This is a genomic window from Kitasatospora indigofera (assembly GCF_014655955.1).
Classification (GTDB): Bacteria; Actinomycetota; Actinomycetes; order Streptomycetales; family Streptomycetaceae; genus Kitasatospora; species Kitasatospora indigofera.
Map to the genome: position 1 here is coordinate 66,794 of NZ_BNBO01000001.1, position 18,285 is coordinate 85,078.

Annotated in this window: 11 protein-coding genes; 7 read left to right on the forward strand and 4 right to left on the reverse strand. The window is 72.3% G+C overall.

Annotation, left to right across the window (positions count from 1 at the left end; all coding sequences use genetic code 11):
• Positions 1-212 precede the first annotated feature (212 nt).
• Positions 213-1,703, reverse strand: a complete 1,491-nt coding sequence (locus tag IE329_RS00320; RefSeq protein WP_190208690.1) for a S8 family peptidase — start codon at positions 1,701-1,703, stop codon at positions 213-215.
• Positions 1,704-1,930: 227 nt separating this feature from the next.
• Entirely contained in the window at positions 1,931-4,864 is a 2,934-nt protein-coding gene (locus IE329_RS00325; protein WP_229927045.1) for a glycoside hydrolase family 48 protein, read from the reverse strand.
• A 317-nt stretch (positions 4,865-5,181) separates the two neighbouring features.
• Between IE329_RS00325 and IE329_RS00330 the strand changes: the two genes are divergently transcribed.
• A complete protein-coding gene (locus IE329_RS00330) occupies positions 5,182-6,753 on the forward strand; it encodes a cellulase family glycosylhydrolase (RefSeq protein ID WP_373311027.1) in 1,572 nt (523 codons plus the stop codon).
• 97 nt (positions 6,754-6,850) lie between these two features.
• Here the strand turns inward: IE329_RS00330 and IE329_RS00335 are convergent, their stop codons facing one another.
• Together IE329_RS00335 and IE329_RS00340 are read right to left on the reverse strand one after the other, a co-directional pair.
• Positions 6,851-8,029, reverse strand: coding sequence for an amidohydrolase family protein (locus IE329_RS00335; RefSeq protein ID WP_308438318.1), 1,179 nt, complete (start codon positions 8,027-8,029; stop codon positions 6,851-6,853).
• A 16-nt stretch (positions 8,030-8,045) separates the two neighbouring features.
• Complete coding sequence (locus IE329_RS00340; RefSeq protein WP_190208692.1) at positions 8,046-9,473, reverse strand: glutamine synthetase family protein; 1,428 nt, start codon at positions 9,471-9,473, stop codon at positions 8,046-8,048.
• 558 nt (positions 9,474-10,031) lie between these two features.
• Between IE329_RS00340 and IE329_RS00345 the strand changes: the two genes are divergently transcribed.
• The 6 genes from IE329_RS00345 to IE329_RS00370 all read left to right on the forward strand — a co-directional run bounded on the left by IE329_RS00345 (position 10,032) and on the right by IE329_RS00370 (position 18,162).
• Positions 10,032-11,807, forward strand: coding sequence for a 3-hydroxyacyl-CoA dehydrogenase family protein (locus IE329_RS00345; RefSeq protein WP_190208693.1), 1,776 nt, complete (start codon positions 10,032-10,034; stop codon positions 11,805-11,807).
• Between the two features lie 158 nt (positions 11,808-11,965).
• Positions 11,966-12,925, forward strand: coding sequence for a TetR family transcriptional regulator (locus tag IE329_RS00350; protein WP_190208694.1), 960 nt, complete (start codon positions 11,966-11,968; stop codon positions 12,923-12,925).
• 334 nt (positions 12,926-13,259) lie between these two features.
• Positions 13,260-14,597 carry a crotonyl-CoA carboxylase/reductase gene (gene ccrA, locus IE329_RS00355; RefSeq protein WP_073928802.1) on the forward strand — a complete coding sequence of 446 codons (1,338 nt, stop codon included), beginning with the start codon at positions 13,260-13,262 and terminating at the stop codon, positions 14,595-14,597.
• Complete coding sequence (locus IE329_RS00360; protein WP_190208695.1) at positions 14,597-16,636, forward strand: protein meaA; 2,040 nt, start codon at positions 14,597-14,599, stop codon at positions 16,634-16,636. The genes ccrA and IE329_RS00360 overlap by 1 nt, the downstream gene beginning before the upstream one ends.
• Before the next feature lie 25 nt (positions 16,637-16,661).
• Entirely contained in the window at positions 16,662-17,624 is a 963-nt protein-coding gene (locus IE329_RS00365) for an HpcH/HpaI aldolase/citrate lyase family protein (RefSeq protein WP_073928804.1), read from the forward strand.
• 34 nt (positions 17,625-17,658) lie between these two features.
• Complete coding sequence (locus IE329_RS00370; protein ID WP_190208696.1) at positions 17,659-18,162, forward strand: MaoC family dehydratase; 504 nt, start codon at positions 17,659-17,661, stop codon at positions 18,160-18,162.
• Positions 18,163-18,285: the final 123 nt, after the last annotated feature.

Consider the following 18,285-nt stretch of genomic DNA (forward strand, 5'->3'; position numbering starts at 1 on the left):
CGTACGGCAGTCGCACCGCCCGAAGGGCTGCCGCACCGCGGGTACGGCAGCCGCACCGCCGGTACCGCGGCCGCGCCACCTGCCCGGCCGCCTCGCAGGACGGAGGCCGCCGGGCGCCACCACGTACGGAGGAGCCGGCCCGTGACGGACCGGCTCCTCCTGATGCTCACCGCCCCGCCCGTTCCCGGCGGGCCGCGTGTCCGGTCAGCGCGTCAGCGCCACCACTGGACCGCCTTCTGGGCGTTGATGATGCCGGCCCCGTAGAAGCCGTTGTCGTTCTCGCCGCCCTCGCAGGTGGCGGTCCAGGCGCCGGCGCCGCCCGGGTTGTACGGGACGGTCGGGCAGGCGTGCGACTCGGCCTGGTTGAGCAGCAGCTCGGTCAGCTCCTCCGGGTCGGCCCAGGGGAAGGTGCTGGCGAGCAGCGCGACCACGCCGGTGGTGTGCGGGGACGCCATCGAGGTGCCCTGCTTGTAGCCGTAGCCGCCGCCGGTGACGGTGGACAGCACCCGGCCGTTCTTGTCCGGGGTGTCCGGGAGCTGGTAGCGCGCGTCGCCACCGGGGGCGGCCACCGTGGCCACGCCCTTGCCGTAGCTGGAGTAGTACGACTTCTCGCCGTTGACGCCGACGGAGGTGGTGACGATGACGCCGGGCAGCTCGGTCGGCAGCGAGAGGCAGTTCTGGTCCACCGGGCGGGTGCCCGGGGTGGTGTCGTCCGGGCTGCTGGTGTCGACGGTCTTGTGTGCCAGGTCGATGTTCTCGTTGCCGGCCGCGGCGACGTTGAGCACGCCGTTGCGCTGCGAGAAGGCCACCGCCCGGCGGACGGCGGTGGTGATCGCCGCCTGGTCCGGGTCGTTCTTGCAGTTGAACAGCCACGGGTCGATGTAGTAGCTGTTGTTGGTCACCTTGAAGTGGTGCTCACCCGCCCAGACGAAGCCGCAGATCGCGTACTCGGGGTAGATGAACCCGCCGTCGTCGACGACCTTGACCGAGGCCAGCCGGACGTTCGGGGCGATGCCCACGATGCCCTTGCCGTTCTTGGCGGCGGCGATCGTCCCGGCGACGTGCGTGCCGTGGTCGCTGGTGGTCGGCTGCCAGGCCTGCCAGGCGGTGTTGGGCTTGCCGCCGTCGATGCAGGAGACCGACTGCGAGGCGTCCACGTTGGCGGCGAGGTCCTCGTGGGTGGCCTCGATGCCGGAGTCCAGGACGCCGACCGTGACGTCACGGCTGCCGAGCGAGATCTTGTGGGCCTTGTCCACGCCGATCTGGCGCATGTCCCACTGGTTGGCCTCCAGCGGCTCGCTGCCGTCGGCCGGCGCGGCGGCCGGGGCGGTGGCGGCCTCGGTGGCCTCGACGTCGCTCTGCAGGATGCCGGCCGTCCGGCTGGCGCCGACCGAGTCGACGCCCTTGGCCGGGCGGAGCTTGGCCGCGAACTGGGTGTCGGTGGAGCGGGCGATCACCACGCCGATCTGCTCGTACGACTGGACCACGGTGCCGCCGAGGGCGGCGATCGCCTGTTCGACCTTCTGCACCTGGCCGTGGTTGGCCTTGGTGTTGACCACGTAGCTGATCAGCGGCCCGGTCGTGCCGGCGGCCGCGGGGGTCGCCGCGGCGGCCGCGCCGGCCGGCAGCGCGAGTGCGCCGGCCGTGGCGAGGGTGAGACCCACCACCGCGAGCCGGGTCGGGCGTATCCGCTGAACTCTCATAGGGGTTGACCCTCCGGAGACTCGGATGCACCTGCTGGTTGGCTGGTGCACGGGAATGATCGGGACGTTAGTGAACAGTCGTCGCAATCCGCAAGAGGTTGACACGTCCCCACCACATTCCGGCCACACGAGAAGGGCGCACGGCCCGGGTCGCCCCGGCCGTGCGCCCAACTCTCCTTACCGGCAGGCCCGTCGGGTGCTCCCAGGAATCCCGGCGGCCGCTGTCGTCAGGAGTTGAAGAGATCCCCGTAGGTCGCCATCGCGGTCGCGATGTCGGCCTGTGCCCAGAACCGGTGGTAGGTGAAGACCGGGGCCGGGCCGCCGTTCAGGTAGTCCTGCACCTTGGCGAAGGACGGGTCGTTCTTGTACCAGGAGCGGATCGACAGGAAGGTGGAGGACGAGTTGACCGCGTCACCGTTGGGCATGGTGCCCGTCCAGCCGGACGGCACCGACAGCGAGTCGGCGAACCGGCTGTAGTCCGTGCGGGTCTCGGGCACCGCGATGCCCAGCGCGTCCTGGTTGTTGCCCCACATGCCGTCGAGCAGCTTCTGCGCGGCCGTCTTCGCCGCCGTGTTGCCGGACTTGGCCGCGTAGTAGGAGAGCAGCTTGGCGTACGAGCCCGCCACGCCGACGTCCTTGGTGTAGTCCACGACGCTCACGTGCAGGCCCGTGTTGGCGCCCGGCGAGGCCGCGTTCCAGTTGTCCGGCTTGCCGGTCCAGGCCAGCGTGGACGGGATCTGGTAGCTGCCGTCCGCGGTGAAGCTGGTCTTGGAGAGCGCCCAGCTCACCCACTTGTCGAGCACGGCCTTGGCCTTGGCGTCGCCGCTCGCGTAGTAGTACTCCGCGACCCGCTCCATGCCCCAGGCCTGGAACCCGAACCACTGGTTGCTCGGCGGGTCGTGGTAGACCGGCGCCTCGTCGTAGTACATCCCGTAGAAGGTCGGCGTACCGGCCGGCGGGGTCGCGTAGCTGCCCTCCCAACTGTTGGTCGCGCCACCGGAGATGGCACCCTCACTGGACTGCAGCCACTGGATGAACTCCATCTGCCGGCCCAGGCTGGTGGTCCAGTCCGCCTTGCCGGTGGCCGACTTGGGCGCCAGCGCGGCGTCGTTGACCAGGGCGTAGGCCGCCATCGGGTTCTGGTAGCCGCCGTGCGCGGCGCTGTCGCCGATCCGCCAGGCCCAGCCGGCGCTGGTGTCGCTCGCGCCGCCCCAGGCGTAGTACCAGGAGAGCAGGTAGTGCGAGGAATCCTTGCCGGAGCCGGCCGCGCAGGTGCTCGGCCCGGTGCAGTTGCCGATCTTCTTGAAGTACTTGTCGTACATCGCGTAGCGGAGGTAGTCGCCCATCTTGCCGGCCTTGGCGACCGTGCCGGCCACCGTGGCGCCGTTGCCCTGCGCCTTGGCCCAGGTGTCCGCCCAGTAGGCGGCCTGGATGGCCCGGGCGTCCGCGTCCGGCGCGTCGGTGTACTTCCACTGCTTGGCGTACGAGGAGTCCTTGACGAACAGGTCCAGGTAGCCGTTCTTGCCGCCGTAGGCGAACTTGTCGCAGGTCGGCTGGGGGACGGTCTCCCAGACCGACTCCTGCGCGCCGCGCTGGTAGGTGTTGATGTAGGACGGCCCGGTGTCGGTCGGCCCGGCCTCGCACTTGCCCGGCGCGTTGCCGTAGCCGTACACGTTGTCGACGTCCTGCAGCCAGTGCATGCCGTAGATGTCACTGGTGCCGTAGGTGCTGCTGAGCTCGGCCGCGATCGGGTCCTGGCCCGCCGTCACCGAGGTGTCCAGCTGCGCCGGGTAGTCGCTCGGCAGCGGACGCTCGGGGGCGTAGGTCGCGGGCTTGGCGGCGTTGTAGAAGCTGTTGGTGGGCTGGTCCGCGTGGGTGGGGATCATGTACGTCTCCATGAGCGTCCACGCCGCGTTGAACTTCGTCCAGTCCTTGGTGACCCGGCCGTACTGGGCCTCCAGCCAGATCAGGTAGCTGTACGCCTCCGAGGTGGTCTCGTGCCCCTGGTCGGGCGCCTCCACCAGCAGCGTCTCGACCGAGTGGTACGGGATGCCCTCCGGTGAGAAGTAGCCGTTCGCCGGGTCCTTGATCTTGTTGTAGAGCTGCAGGAACCGGTCGTTGTACACCCCGCTCGCGGCGGCCAGCTCGGTCACCGTGACGGTCGAGGCCGTGTGGCCGGGGGCCGTGGAGGTGAAGGTCGCCGATCCGGTGCCGGTCGCGTCGGCGGTCAGCGTGACGTTCTGCGCGGTGGCCCAGTTGGCCGGGGTGAAGGTGAGCGTGGCACCGCCGGTGACCGACAGCCCGGTGTTGCCGGCGGTCCTGGCCGTGGTGACCGTGACGTTCGCCGCCGGCTGCGCCGAGAGCTTCAGCCCGAAGGTGCCGGTCTTGCCCTGGGCCACCGACACGCTGGTCGGCACCGCCGAGACGGCCGGTCCGGCCGCCACCGTGATGCCCGCGGGCGTGGACTCGCCGGTGGCCCCGGTGCCGTCGTAGGCCTTGGCGTAGACCGAGTGGCTGCCGGCCGCAGCGCCCGTCCAGGTGAAGGCGTACGGCGCGGTGGTGTCGGTGCCCAGCAGGGTCGTGTTGTCGTAGAACTCGACCTTGCTGATGCCGGCGCCGTCCGAGGCCGAGGCGGTCGCACTGATCGGGATGCTCGCGCCGGCGGCGTAACTCGCCCCGGGCGCGGGGCTGGTGAGCGCGGTGACGGGAGCGGCGTGGGCACCGGTGCAGGTGGTGCCGTTGACGGCGAACGCGGTCGGTGCCGCGTTGGTGCCGCTGTAGGCGAAGTTGGCACCGGCCGATACCGAACCGCCGGGCGCGATGGTGGCGTTGTACGACAGGTTGGTGACGCTGACGTTCTTGCCGCTCTGGGCCCAGGTGCCGTTCCAGCCGGTGCCGGAGAGGGTCTGGTTGCCGGTGTAGGCGTAGGTCAGCTGCCAGCCGCTGATCGCGGCGGTGCCCTTGTTGTTGACGGCGACGTTGGCGGTGAAGCCGCTGCCCCAGTCGTTGGTGGTCCAGTCGACCGAGCACTGGACGGCGGCCGCCGAGGCGGGCGCGCCGACCGCGGTGGTCAGACCGGTGGCGAGCAGGGCGAGCGAGACACCGAGCGAGCCGGTGAGACGCCTTCCGGGCGTGCGGGGGCGCAGGGTGGGTGGTGACAAGACGGGCTCCATGGGGTGGGGGTGAGCGGGTCGTTGCCTTGCATGCCTTGCGTTCGCGAGCCGTTGCGCCCGGTGGGTGCCGGACGCTCCCGCTTGCGTGCTGTGGGAGCGCTCCCAAGAATCGGACCGCCCGAAGGAGGTGTCAAGAGGGTGCGCGCGCGTTCCTGACAAGTCCCATGTGGTGGACAAATGCCAAGTCAGAAAGGGGAGATGGATTGTCAGGCCGATGACTGGTCGCTATCTTCCTCACCGGGACGTGGGAGCGCGCCCATGAAATCTCTTGATCTGATCTGTCCTGGCACCCCTAGGAGCAACCCATGTCCGTCCGCAGGAAAGCCCTCGCGATGGGATCCGCGCTGGCCGCGGCCGTCGCCGCGACCGTGGCGATGGTGGGCCCCGGCAGCGCCGCCGCCGCCACCGTCGCCTGTACCGTCGACTGGACCACCAACGACTGGGGCAGCGGCTTCACCGCCAACGTCAAGGTCAACAACCTCGGCACCGCGGCGATCAACGGCTGGCAGCTGACGTACGCCTACAGCGGCAACCAGACCCTCTCCGGCAGCGGCTGGAGCGGCACCTGGGCCCAGAGCGGCAAGAACGTCAGCGTCACCAACCTGTCCTGGAACGCCGTCGTCGCCCCGGGCGCCTCGGTCACGGCCGGTGCCAACTTCGCCTACAGCGGCGTCAATTCGGCGCCCACCTCGTTCGCGGTGAACGGGCTCGCCTGCACCGGCGCCGGGACGGCCAGCCCCTCCCCGACGGCCTCCGCCTCGCCCAGCGCCACCGCCTCGCCGACCGCGACGACCTCGCCCACCGCCACGGCCTCGCCGACCGCGACCGCCAGCCCCACCGCCACCGCCACGCCCACCGGCACCGGCGCCGCACCGGCCCTGCACGTGGCCGGCAACACCCTGGCCGACGCCGCCGGCCGGACGGTCACCCTGCACGGGGTCAACCGCTCCGGCACCGAGTTCATGTGCGTCCAGGGCTACGGCTTCTTCGACGGACCGGTGGACGCCGCCTCGGTGGCCGCCATCAAGAGTTGGAAGGTCAACGCCGTCCGCGTCCCGCTCAACGAGGACTGCTGGCTCGGCGCGTCCAACGTCAAGCCCGAGTACGGCGGCGCCAACTACCGCGCCGCGATCAAGACCTGGGTCGACACCCTGCGCACCAACGGCATCACGCCGATCGTCGAGATGCACTGGAGCCACGGCCTGTACACCGGCAACTCCTCGGGCTGCTCCGACGTGAACGCCACCTGCCAGAAGCCGATGCCCGGCGCCGAGGCGGTGCCGTTCTGGACGTCCGTGGCCGACACCTTCAAGGGTGACACCTCGATCGTCTTCGACCTGTTCAACGAGCCCTACGCGGACCGCGCCGTCTCCTCGCTCTCCCAGGCCTGGCTCTGCTGGCGCGACGGCGGCAGCGCCTGCCCCGGCATCTCGTACCCGGTCAGCGGCATGCAGAAGCTGGTCGACACCGTCCGCGCGACCGGCGCGAAGAACGTCATCCTGCTCGGCGGGCTCGCCTACTCCAACGACCTCGGCCAGTGGCTCGCCCACAAGCCGGCCGACCCGACCGGCAACCTCGGCGCCGCCTTCCACGTCTACAACTTCAACACCTGCTCCACCGTCTCCTGCTTCGACTCCACCCTGGCCCCCGTGGCCGCCCAGGTGCCGCTGATGGCCGGTGAGATCGGCGAGAACGACTGCGCCCACGGCTTCGTCGACGGGGTGATGTCCTGGCTGGACGCCAAGAAGCTCTCCTACCTCGGCTGGACCTGGAACACCTGGGACTGCGGCTCCGGCCCGTCCCTGATCAGCAACTTCGACGGCACTCCGACCAACTTCGGCGTCGGCGTCCGCGACCACCTGCGCGCGATCGGCTGAGCCGGGGGCGCCGGCCGGTCACGAGGGAGCCTCCCCCCGTGCCCGGCCGGCGCCTGCGTCCGGTCCGCCCGGACCCGCCCGGCACGCCGGCGCGGGTTCAGAGCCGGTAGAGCCGGCGCGCGTTGCCGGCCGAGAGCAGCCGGGCGATCCGGGTCACGTCCCCGGCGGAGCAGGCGCCGTCCGCGCGCCAGGACGCCAGCAGCGCGCCCAGACCGTGCCGGAACTGGGCGGCGCCCACCAGGTGCAGTTCGGGCAGGCCGTACCCGTCGGTGGAGAACAGCAGCTTGCCGAACGGCGCCAGCTCCAGCATCTCGCCGAGCACCGCCGCCACCCTCGGCCCCACGTACGAGGCGGTCAGCCCGAGGTCGGCGTACACCTGCGGGAAGGCCTGCGCGAGCCAGGCGGCCTGCCGGTGGTAGGGGTAGCCGTGCAGCAGCACCAGCGGGACGCCGCTGGGCTCCGCCGCCCGGACGAAACCGGCCAGCAGCGCGGGGTCGGCCCGGTGCAGGGCGAGGTCCGGGTCGCCGAACCCGGTGTGCAGCTGGATCGGCAGCCCCCGGCCGGCGCAGGCGTCCACCGCCGACCAGAGCAGGTGGCGCAGCAGGACGGGGTCGGTGAGCCGGCCGCCGCCGGACCGCAGCCGGGCCCCGGCCGCCGCGACCACCTCGCGGTCGGTGGGCCGCTCGGCCGGGACGTCGAGTCCGTGCCGGTAGGCCAGCACGGACTTCAGCGCGGCGGCCCCGCCCTCGACGGCTGCGCCGACCGCCGCCCGGACGGCGCCCGGCCAGGCCGCCGCGGCCGGGTCGAGGGCCTCGGCGAGCGCCTCCAGCCGGACCACCTCCCGGACGTCCGCGCCGGTCAGGGCGGCGAACTCCGGCAAGGGCAGCAACGGTCGGCCGGCGGCGGCGGTCAGCCCGGTGTCGACCAGGCAGCTGTCGAGCCCGGCGGCGGCGAGCAGCCGGCGGGTGGCCTCGGGCGCGCCGAGTTCACGCCGGCGGGCCAGGTAGTCGGCGGCCGGGGCGTGCGCGGGCAGCCCGAGCACGGGCGGGCACCAGCGGCGTACCGCGAGGCCGAGGGCGCTGTCCAGCGGCGAGGTTCCGGGGGCCGGCGGACGGTCCGACTCGGTGAGCAGGCCGGCCAGTTCCTCGTCGTCCAGCTCGCCGTCGACCACGCTGTGGCAGTGGTGGTCGACCAGGGCGGGTGGACCGGCCTCCCGCCCGTCGTCGCCCGCACCGGCGGCGCCCGTCCCGGTGCCGCCCGGCCGGGTACCGCCCACACCGGGGCCGCCCACCTCAGTACCGCCAGCGCGTCGCGGCGATGATCTCCTCGGCGGCGCGTCCGGCGAACAGCGCGCTCTCGGCCCGGCGGACGGCCAGCACCGCGCGGTACAGCGGCTCGCCCATGGCCTCCCGCAGGACGGCCGAGCGCTCGTAGGCGGCGAGGGCCTCGCTCAGGTCGGCGGGCAGCCGGGCGACCGTCCCGGGGGCGAGCCGGGCCGGGTCGACGGTGGTCTCCGGCGGCAGGTGCAGGCCCTCGTCGATGCCGGCGAGGCCGGCGGCGAGCACCGCGCCGGCCGCCAGGTAGGGGTTGGCGGCGCCGTCGAAGCACTTGATCTCGGCGTTGGCCGCGTCCGCCCGCTCGCCCTCCGACCCGGTGACCAGGCGCAACGCGGCCTCCCGGTTCTCCAGCCCCCAGCACCGGTAGGCGCCGGCCCAGCGGGAGGGCACCAGGCGCAGGTAGCCGGCCGGGCTGGGGGTGCCGAGGACGAGGAGTTCGGGGAGCGCGGCGAGCACCCCGGCCAGGAAGGCCTCGGCCTCACCGGTCAGCCCGTGCGGCCCCGGCCCGCCGTGGCCGAGGTTGCGGCCGTCCCGCCAGAGGCTGAGGTGCAGGTGGGATCCGTTGCCGACACCGCCGGGCTCGACGGCGGGGGCGAAGGAGGCGCGCAGCCCGTGCCGGGCCGACACGGCGCGCACGGTGTGCCGGACGAGCACGGAGGTGTCGGCGGCGGCCACCGGCCCCTCGGGGGCGACCGAGACCTCGAACTGCCCGGGTGCGTACTCGGGGTGGATCTGCAGCACGTTCAGGCCCTGCTGCTCCAGGGCGCGCAGGACGTCGCGGAGGTAGTCGGAGAGGTCGGTCAGCCGCTGCAGGCCGTAGGCCGGGCCGGCCGTCGGGTAGCGCGGCTCCTCCTCCGGCGGGCCGGCCAGCGCGGCCACCCACTCCACCTCGATGCCGGCCCGGACGGACAGCCCGCGGGACCGGGCCGCGGCCTCCGCCCGGCGGGCGAACAGGCGCTGGCAGCCCGGGTGCGGGGCGTCCTGCTGGGTGTAGCGGTCGGCGGGGGCCCAGGCCCAGCCGGGCTGGGCGGCGAGCGGGACGAGCCGGTCGAGGTCGGGGTACAGCCGCAGGTCGCCGACGACGCCGCTGCCGGCCGGCGGCGCGGCCGGGCCGGCGGTGTCCGCGGCCGGCTCCGCCACCGGTCCGGCCGTCGAGTCGTCGACCAGGAAGGCGTCGAAGCAGGGCGCCGCGCCGACGCCCCAGGAGGCGGCGTGCACCAGCCCGCCGACCGGCACGGCCTTGACCCGGGCCAGCCCCGCGTTGTCCACCCAGCCGATCGCGACCGCGTCCACGGCGGCCGTCCGCAGCCGGTCGGTGGCGAGCCGCGCCAGGGCGGCGCGCTCCGCCCTGGGCAGCCGGGTGTCGGCGGCGGCGCTACTCATGGGGCCATGCTTCCGTGCCCACCGACCTGGCGGTATTCCCCGTACGGGTGGTTTGCACGGCGCCGGCCCCGCGCGGTCGCCGGGCGGGCGGAGGGCCCGGGGCGGGCGGGCGAAGGGCCGGCGCGGGCGGTGGGCGTGCGGGGTCCGGGCTCCCGGAGCCCGGCGAATTTCACGCCCGCCCTCTTCCTACTCAACGGTAACTTCGCTACAGTGACCGCACGCACCACCGCCGGGCTTCGGGAGCCGCACCGGCGGGGTCGTCGCCCGGCGCGCCATCGCGCTCTGCGGGGCGGCGGCACGGGTGCCCTTCTCCCGGCCCGCGCCCTGTCGGCGCACGGCCGGATCCTCGTATCAGAGTCGCTTCCTCTTTCTTGAGCGCCTGAGTACCACGGCGTACCCGCGGCACGGCCGGAGCGGACCGGCCCCCTCGGGTACGCCGGACCGTCATCTCCCTCCCCCGTGCGTGACCCTCCTCCGGCGGCTGCCGGCCCCCCGACGACGGGCGCGGCCGCGCCGCCCGAGCACGCCCGGGTCCACATGACAAGGAGTCAGGATCCAATGGAGCGTCCCTTTTCCACTGTCGCCGTGATCGGCCTGGGCACCATGGGTGCCGGTGTCGCGGTGGCGGTCGCCAGGAGCGGCCGCCGGGTGATCGGCGTCGAGGCCAACGGTGACAGCGCCGCCCGCGCGCTGGCCCGGATCGCGGAGACCACCGCCCACGACGTCGAGCGCGGCCGGATCACCGCCGAGGAGCGCGGCGCGCTGCTCGCGCGGATCACCGTCGGAGACCGGCTGGACGCGGCGGCCGCCGCCGACCTGGTGATCGAGGAGGTCCCGGAGCAGCTGGAGCTGAAGCGGGAGATCTTCGCCGAGCTGGACCGGATCTGCCCGCCGGAAACGGTGCTCGCGACCGGTACCACCGCCCTGTCGGTGACCCGGATCGCGGCCGCCACCGCACGCCCCGAGCGGGTGCTCGGCCTGCACTTCTTCAACCCCGTGCCGGTGATGAAGCTGGTCGAGGTGGTCCGCACGGTGCTGACCGCCCCGCCGGTGGCCGAGGCCGCCGCCGCCTTCGCCCGGGACCTCGGCAAGGAGCCGGTCGCGGCCGGCGACCGGGCCGGCTTCGTGGTCAACGGCCTGCTCTTCGCCTACCTGAACCAGGCCGCCGCGATGTTCGAGTCCAAGTACGCGACCCGGGAGGACATCGACGCCGCGATGCGGCTCGGCTGCGGCCTCCCGATGGGCCCGCTGGCCCTGCTGGACCTGATCGGCATCGACACCGCCCGGACCGTCCTGGAGGCGATGTACGAGCAGTCCAAGGACCGCCTGCACGCCCCGGCGCCGATCCTCGGCCAGCTGGTCTCGGCCGGGCTGCTCGGCCGCAAGACCGGGCGCGGTTTCTACACCTACGAGGCCCCCGGCTCCGCCAAGGTGGTGCCCGGCACGGGCGGCGCCGCGGCCGGCCGGCCGGCCGGCCGCGAGGTGCGCAGCATCGGCGTCTGCGGTTCGGGCACGATGGCCACCGGCATCGTCGAGGTGTTCGCCAAGGCCGGCTACGGCGTCCTGCTGGCCGCCCGCAGCCAGGAGAAGGCGGACCGCGCCAAGGCCCAGCTGGCGAAGTCGCTGGAGCGCTCGGTCGCCAAGGGCCGGCTGACCGGGGAGCAGCGCGACGCGGCGCTCGCCCTGGTCACCCCGACCGGCGCGTACACCGACCTCGCGGAGGCCGACCTGGTGGTCGAGGCGGTGGCCGAGGACCTCGCGGTCAAGCGCGAGCTGTTCGCGACCCTGGACAAGATCTGCCGGCCGGGCGCGGTGCTGGCCACCACCACCTCCAGCCTGCCGGTGATCAGCTGCGCCGCGGCGACCTCGCGCCCGCAGGACGTGATCGGCATGCACTTCTTCAACCCGGCGCCGGCCATGAAGCTCGTCGAGGTCGTCTCGACGGTGCTGACCGCCCCGGACGTCACCGCCACCGTGCTCGACCTCTGCACCAAGGTGCGCAAGCACCCGGTGGAGTGCGGCGACCGGGCCGGCTTCATCGTGAACGCGCTGCTCTTCCCCTACCTGAACGACGCGGTGCGGATGCTGCAGGAGCACTACGCGACGGTGGACGACATCGACACCGCGATGAAGCTCGGCTGCGGGTACCCGATGGGCCCCTTCGAGCTGCTGGACGTGGTCGGCCTGGACGTCTCGCTCACCATCGAGCAGGTGCTGCACCAGGAGTTCCGCGAGCCGGGCCTGGCGGCCGCGCCGCTGCTGGAGCACCTGGTGGCGGCGGGCTGCCTGGGCCGCAAGACCGGCCGCGGGTTCCGCGACCACGCACGCCGATGACCGCCCCCGCAGGACCTTCGGGCGGCCTGCCCAGGGGCGGCTGGAGCCCGGCCGCGACGTCGTCCCGGTGGCCCAGACCGAGTGCCGCCGGGCCCGTCGCGCCGGTCCGTCGGACGAGGCCGGAATCCGCGCCCGCCGGGACGTGTAGCGTTCCGGGCATGGATCGGGTTCAGGCAGCGTCCGAGCAGCAGTCCGCCGTACGGCAGCCGGCCGGCCGGCACGAGCCGGCACGGCACGACCCGCCGCGGCCGGGCCCGGCCGGCACCCCGGCCGCCGACCCCGGGCCGGGCGGCCGCCGGGCCGCGGCGCAGCGGCTGCAGATGCGGCAGGACCTCGCCACGGCGGCGATGGAGCTGTTCGCCGGGCAGGGCTACGAGGAGACGACGGTCGACCAGATCGCCGCGGCCGCCGGGGTGGCCCGGCGGACCTTCTTCCGGTACTTCCGGTCGAAGGAGGAGGCGATCTTCCCGGACCACGACGACACCCTGGTCCGGGTGGCCGACCTGCTGGCCAGCGCCGACTCCGAGGAGCACCCGCTGGACGTGGTCTGCCGGGGGATCAAGGAGGTGCTGCGGATGTACGCCTCCATGCCCTCGGTCTCGGTGGCCCGGTACCAGCTGATCCGTCAGGTGCCGGCCCTGCGCGAGCGGGAGATCGCCGTGGTGGCCCGGTACGAGCGGCTGTTCACCCGGTACCTGCTGGGCCGCTTCGACACGGCCGCGCAGATCCCGCCGGGCTGGCAGCGCGGCGGGGACGACGACTCGATGCTCGCCGAGGTCTCGGCGGCGGCGGTGGTCGCGGCCCACAACCACGTGCTGCGGCGCTGGCTGCGGGCCGGCGGGCACGGCGACGTGGAGGCGCAGCTGGACCACTCCTTCGAGGTGATCCGGGGGACGTTCTGGGCCACCGAGCCGTCCGGCGTCCGGCGCCGTGGGGCCCTTGTGGCACCCGGTGCCAGCAGTGACGCGGCTTCCTCGTTGGAGTCGGCCGCGGCGAGCGCACTGAGTGCCACCCCGGGCGGTGAGGTCCTCATCACAGTGGCCCGCACCGACGCCCCGCTGGACATCGTGCTGGACAGCATCCGGGCCGCGCTGGCGGGCCCCAAGGCCGGCCAGTAAGGCACGTTTTCGCAGGTCGGAGAAGTTCGAGAGGCCCGTCCCGGTCACCCGGGGCGGGCCTCTCGCGCACCCTCCGAAGGGTGCTCGAACGGTTTTCCGGTTCACCTGAATTGATGACACCCAGTGTCTTTACGAGTGGCACAGGGTGCCACTACCTTGTTACTCACCAGTCGCGGCGCCGCGGCTCCCCACCTCGGCGCGCCGTCGTCAGGCACTCCCCCACCCCGGGAGTCAGGCCTCACCAAACCCACCCACCCTCAGCGAAGCCGGTGTCCGCTCCCGGCTCCCCCAGACGCCCTGTGCCCCTCACACAGGTACGCCTTCGGAGGCAGCCATGAAGGAAATCCTCGACGCGATCCTCAGCTCCGACAGCACCGCGGCGGACTTCGCCGCGCTCAAGCTGCCGGAGTCCTACCGGGCGGTCACGCTCCACAAGGACGAGGAGCAGATGTTCGCCGGCCTCGACAGCCGCGACAAGGACCCTCGCAAGTCCCTGCACCTGGACGACGTCGCCCTGCCCGAGCTCGGCCCGGGCGAGGCCCTGGTGGCCGTCATGGCCAGCGCCGTCAACTACAACACCGTGTGGAGCTCGATCTACGAGCCGGTCTCCACCTTCGGCTTCCTGGAGCGCTACGGCCGGCTGTCGCCGCTCACCAAGCGCCACGACCTGCCGTACCACGTGCTCGGCTCCGACCTCGCGGGCGTGGTGCTGCGCACCGGCGCCGGCGTCAACGCCTGGAAGCCGGGCGACGAGGTCGTCGCCCACTGCCTCTCGGTCGAGCTGGAGTCCTCGGACGGCCACAACGACACGATGATGGACCCGGAGCAGCGCATCTGGGGCTTCGAGACCAACTTCGGCGGCCTGGCCCAGATCGCCCTGGTCAAGACCAACCAGCTGATGCCCAAGCCGGCGCACCTCACCTGGGAGGAGGCCGCCTCCCCCGGCCTGGTCAACTCCACCGCCTACCGCCAGCTGGTCAGCCAGAACGGCGCCGGCATGAAGCAGGGCGACAACGTGCTGATCTGGGGCGCCAGCGGCGGCCTCGGCTCGTACGCCACCCAGTACGCGCTGGCCGGCGGCGCCACCCCGATCTGCGTCGTCTCCAACGACCAGAAGGCCGAGATCTGCCGGGCGATGGGCGCCGAGGCGATCATCGACCGCAGCGCCGAGGGCTACCGGTTCTGGAAGGACGAGAACACCCAGGACCCGCGCGAGTGGAAGCGCCTGGGCGGCCGGATCCGCGAGCTGACCGGCGGCGAGGACGTGGACATCGTCTTCGAGCACCCGGGCCGCGAGACCTTCGGCGCCTCGGTGTACGTCACCCGCAAGGGCGGCACCATCGTGACCTGCGCCTCCACCTCCGGCTTCATGCACCAGTACGACAACCGCTACCTGTGGATGTCGCTGAAGAAGATCGTCGGCTCGCACTTCGCCAACTACCGCGAGGCGTGGGAGGCCAACCGCCTGGTGGCGAAGGGCAAGATCCACCCGACCCTGTCCAAGGTCTACTCCCTCGACCAGACCGGCCAGGCCGCGCTCGACGTCCACCAGAACAAGCACCAGGGCAAGGTCGGCGTGCTCTGCCTGGCCCCGTCCGAGGGCCTGGGCGTGCGGGACCTCGAACTGCGCGAGAAGCACCTGCCGGCGATCAACCGCTTCAGGGACATCTGATGGCAGAGCCGAGCGAGCGGATCGTGCGCGACCGGCCCTGGCTGATGCGCACCTACGCGGGACACTCGACCGCGAGCGACTCCAACGCGCTGTACCGCAAGAACCTCGCCAAGGGGCAGACCGGCCTCTCGGTGGCGTTCGACCTGCCGACCCAGACGGGCTACGACTCGGACCACGTCCTCGCCCGCGGCGAGGTCGGCCGGGTCGGCGTCCCGGTGGGCCACGTCGGGGACATGCGGACCCTGTTCGACGGCATCCCGCTCGAACAGACCAACACCTCGATGACGATCAACGCCACCGCGATGTGGCTGCTGGCGCTCTACCAGGTGGTCGCCGAGGAGCAGGGCGCCGACATCGCCAAGCTCACCGGCACCACCCAGAACGACATCGTCAAGGAGTACCTCTCGCGCGGGACGCACGTCTTCCCGCCCGGCCCGTCGGTGCGGCTGATCACCGACATGATCGCCTACACGGTCGGCAACATCCCCAAGTGGAACCCGATCAACATCTGCAGCTACCACCTCCAGGAGGCCGGGGCCACCCCGGTCCAGGAGATCGCGTACGCGATGTGCACCGCGATCTCCGTGCTGGACGCCGTCCGCGACTCCGGCCAGGTGCCGGCCGAGCGGATGGGCGAGGTGGTGGCCCGGATCTCCTTCTTCGTGAACGCCGGCGTGCGCTTCGTCGAGGAGATGTGCAAGATGCGCGCCTTCGCCCAGCTCTGGGAGAAGGTCACCCTGGAGCGCTACGGCATCCAGGACCCCAAGCAGCGCCGGTTCCGCTACGGCGTGCAGGTCAACTCGCTCGGCCTGACCGAGGCCCAGCCGGAGAACAACGTCCAGCGGATCGTCCTGGAGATGCTGGCCGTCACCCTCTCCAAGGACGCCCGCGCCCGGGCCGTCCAGCTGCCGGCCTGGAACGAGGCCCTCGGCCTGCCCCGCCCGTGGGACCAGCAGTGGTCGCTGCGGATCCAGCAGGTGCTGGCCTACGAGTCCGACCTGCTGGAGTACGGCGACATCTTCAACGGCTCCGAGGTCATCGAGAACAAGACGGCCGCGCTGCTGGCCGGCGCCGAGGCGGAGATCGCCAAGGTGCTGGAGATGGGCGGGGTGATCCCGGCCGTCGAGTCCGGCTACCTGAAGTCCAACCTGGTCTCCTCGCACGCGAACCGGCGGGCCAGGATCGAGTCCGGCGAGGACAAGATCGTCGGGGTCAACTGCTTCGACACCACCGAGGAGAGCCCGCTCACGGCCGACCTCGACACCGCGATCATGGTGGTCGACCCGGCCTCCGAGCAGTCCGTGCTGGGCGCGCTCAAGGAGTGGCGGGAGAACCGCGACGAGAGCGCCGTCCAGAGCGCCCTGGAGCAGCTCCGGGCGACCGCGGCCACCTCGGACAACCTGATGCCCGCCACGCTGGCCTGCGCCCGCGCCGGGGTGACCACCGGCGAGTGGTCCTTCGCCCTGCGGGACGTCTTCGGCGAGTACCGGGCGCCCACCGGCGTCGGCGGTGCCCCGGTCGCGGTCGCGGCCGAGCCCGGTGGTGAGCTGGCCGCCGTCCGGGAGGCGGTGGCCGCCACCGCCGCCGAGCTGGGCACCGGCAAGCTGCGCCTGCTGGTCGGCAAGCCCGGCCTGGACGGGCACTCCAACGGCGCCGAGCAGATCGCCGTCCGGGCCCGCGACGCCGGCTTCGAGGTGGTCTACCAGGGCATCCGGCTGACGCCCGAGCAGATCGTCTCCGCCGCCGTCGCGGAGGACGTGCACTGCGTGGGCCTGTCGATCCTTTCCGGGGCGCACCCGGAGCTGGTGCCCGACGTCCTGAACCGCCTGCGGCGGGCCGGGGTGGAGGATGTCCCCGTGATCGTGGGTGGCATCATCCCGGCAGCGGACGGCGAGGCCCTCAAGGCCGCCGGCGTCGCTGCCGTGTTCACCCCGAAGGACTTCGGCATCACCACCATCATCGGCCGGATCGTGGACGAGATCCGGCTCGCCAACAGGCTCCAGCCCTGGACGCCGACCACCGCCGCGTCCACCAGCTGACCCCGGAAGGAACTGACCCACCCTCATGAGCACCGTCAACCGGCTCCGCCCCCGCCGCTCCTGCCTCGCCGTACCGGGCAGCAACCCGCGCTTCCTGGAGAAGGCCCAGGGCCTGCCCGCCGACCAGGTCTTCCTCGACCTGGAGGACGCCTGCGCCCCGCTGGTCAAGGAGAGCGCCCGGCACAACATCGTCGACGCCCTGAACAACGGCGACTGGGGCAAGAAGACCAAGGTCGTCCGGGTCAACGACTGGACCACCCACTGGACGTACCGCGACGTGATCACCGTCGTCGAGGGCGCCGGCCCGAACCTGGACTGCATCATGCTGCCCAAGGTCCAGGACGCCACCCAGGTCAAGGCCCTCGACCTGCTGCTCACCCAGATCGAGAAGACCATGGGCTTCGAGGTCGGCAAGATCGGCATCGAGGCGCAGATCGAGAACGCCAAGGGCCTGGTGAACGTCGACGAGATCGCCGCCGCCTCGCCCCGGCTGGAGACCATCATCTTCGGCCCGGCCGACTTCATGGCCTCGATCAACATGAAGACCCTGGTGGTCGGCCAGCAGCCCCCCGGCTACCCGGCGGACGCCTACCACTACATCCTGATGCGCATCCTGATGGCCGCCCGCACCCACGACCTGCAGGCCATCGACGGCCCCTACCTGCAGATCCGCAACGCCGAGGGCTACCGCGAGGTGGCCGGCCGCGCCGCCGCGCTGGGCTTCGACGGCAAGTGGGTCCTGCACCCGGACCAGGTCGCCGCCGCGAACGAGATCTTCTCGCCCTCGCAGGAGGACTACGACCACGCCGAGCTGATCCTCGACGCGTACGACTGGTGCACCTCCGAGGCAGGCGGCGCCAAGGGCTCCGCGATGCTCGGCGACGAGATGATCGACGAGGCCAGCCGCAAGATGGCCCTGGTCATCGCGGGCAAGGGCCGCGCCGCGGGCTTCGAGCGCACCTCGAAGTTCGAGCCCCCGCAGTCCTGAGCCCCGCCCGCACCCCTGCCTCTAAGGACACCCCATGCAGTTCGGACGCACCTACGAAGAGTTCGAGGTCGGCGCGGTCTACAAGCACTGGCCCGGCAAGACGGTCACCGAGTACGACGACCACCTCTTCTGCCTGCTCACGATGAACCACCACCCGCTCCACATGGACACGAACTACGCCGAGAAGACGACCGACTTCGGCCGGAACGTGGTCGTGGGCAACTACATCTACTCGCTGCTGCTCGGGATGTCCGTGCCGGACGTCTCCGGCAAGGCGATCGCCAACCTGGAGATCGAGTCGCTGCGCCACATCGCACCGACCTTCCACGGCGACACGATCTACGGCGAGACGGTCGTGCTCGACAAGTGGCCGTCCAAGTCCAAGGACGACCGCGGCATCGTCCACGTCGAGACCAAGGGCTACAAGCAGGACGGCACGGTCGTCTGCATCTTCCGCCGCAAGGTGATGGTGCCGACCGAGACGTACATCAAGGCCCGCGGCGGCGAACAGCCCGGCCGCCCCGAGCCGCTCTCCTAGCAGCCCGGCCCCGGCCCCACCCGGGGCCGGCCCCGAGACCCCGGAACGAGGGGCCGCCGTCATCGGCCGCTCTCCGGTCACGGGGGGCTCCACGGAAGTCACGCCCGTGGAGCCCCCTGTACC

Bases quoted from the DNA above. Each gene is read 5' to 3' on its own strand.
- IE329_RS00340 (WP_190208692.1), bottom strand. From the start codon at position 9,473: ATGAGTAGCGCCGCCGCCGACACCCGGCTGCCCAGGGCGGAGCGCGCC.
- IE329_RS00365 (WP_073928804.1), top strand. From the start codon at position 16,662: ATGAGCACCGTCAACCGGCTCCGCCCCCGCCGCTCCTGCCTCGCCGTA.
- IE329_RS00350 (WP_190208694.1), top strand. From the start codon at position 11,966: ATGGATCGGGTTCAGGCAGCGTCCGAGCAGCAGTCCGCCGTACGGCAG.
- IE329_RS00330 (WP_373311027.1), top strand. From the start codon at position 5,182: ATGTCCGTCCGCAGGAAAGCCCTCGCGATGGGATCCGCGCTGGCCGCG.
- IE329_RS00320 (WP_190208690.1), bottom strand. From the start codon at position 1,703: ATGAGAGTTCAGCGGATACGCCCGACCCGGCTCGCGGTGGTGGGTCTC.
- ccrA (WP_073928802.1), top strand. From the start codon at position 13,260: ATGAAGGAAATCCTCGACGCGATCCTCAGCTCCGACAGCACCGCGGCG.
- IE329_RS00345 (WP_190208693.1), top strand. From the start codon at position 10,032: ATGGAGCGTCCCTTTTCCACTGTCGCCGTGATCGGCCTGGGCACCATG.
- IE329_RS00360 (WP_190208695.1), top strand. From the start codon at position 14,597: ATGGCAGAGCCGAGCGAGCGGATCGTGCGCGACCGGCCCTGGCTGATG.
- IE329_RS00370 (WP_190208696.1), top strand. From the start codon at position 17,659: ATGCAGTTCGGACGCACCTACGAAGAGTTCGAGGTCGGCGCGGTCTAC.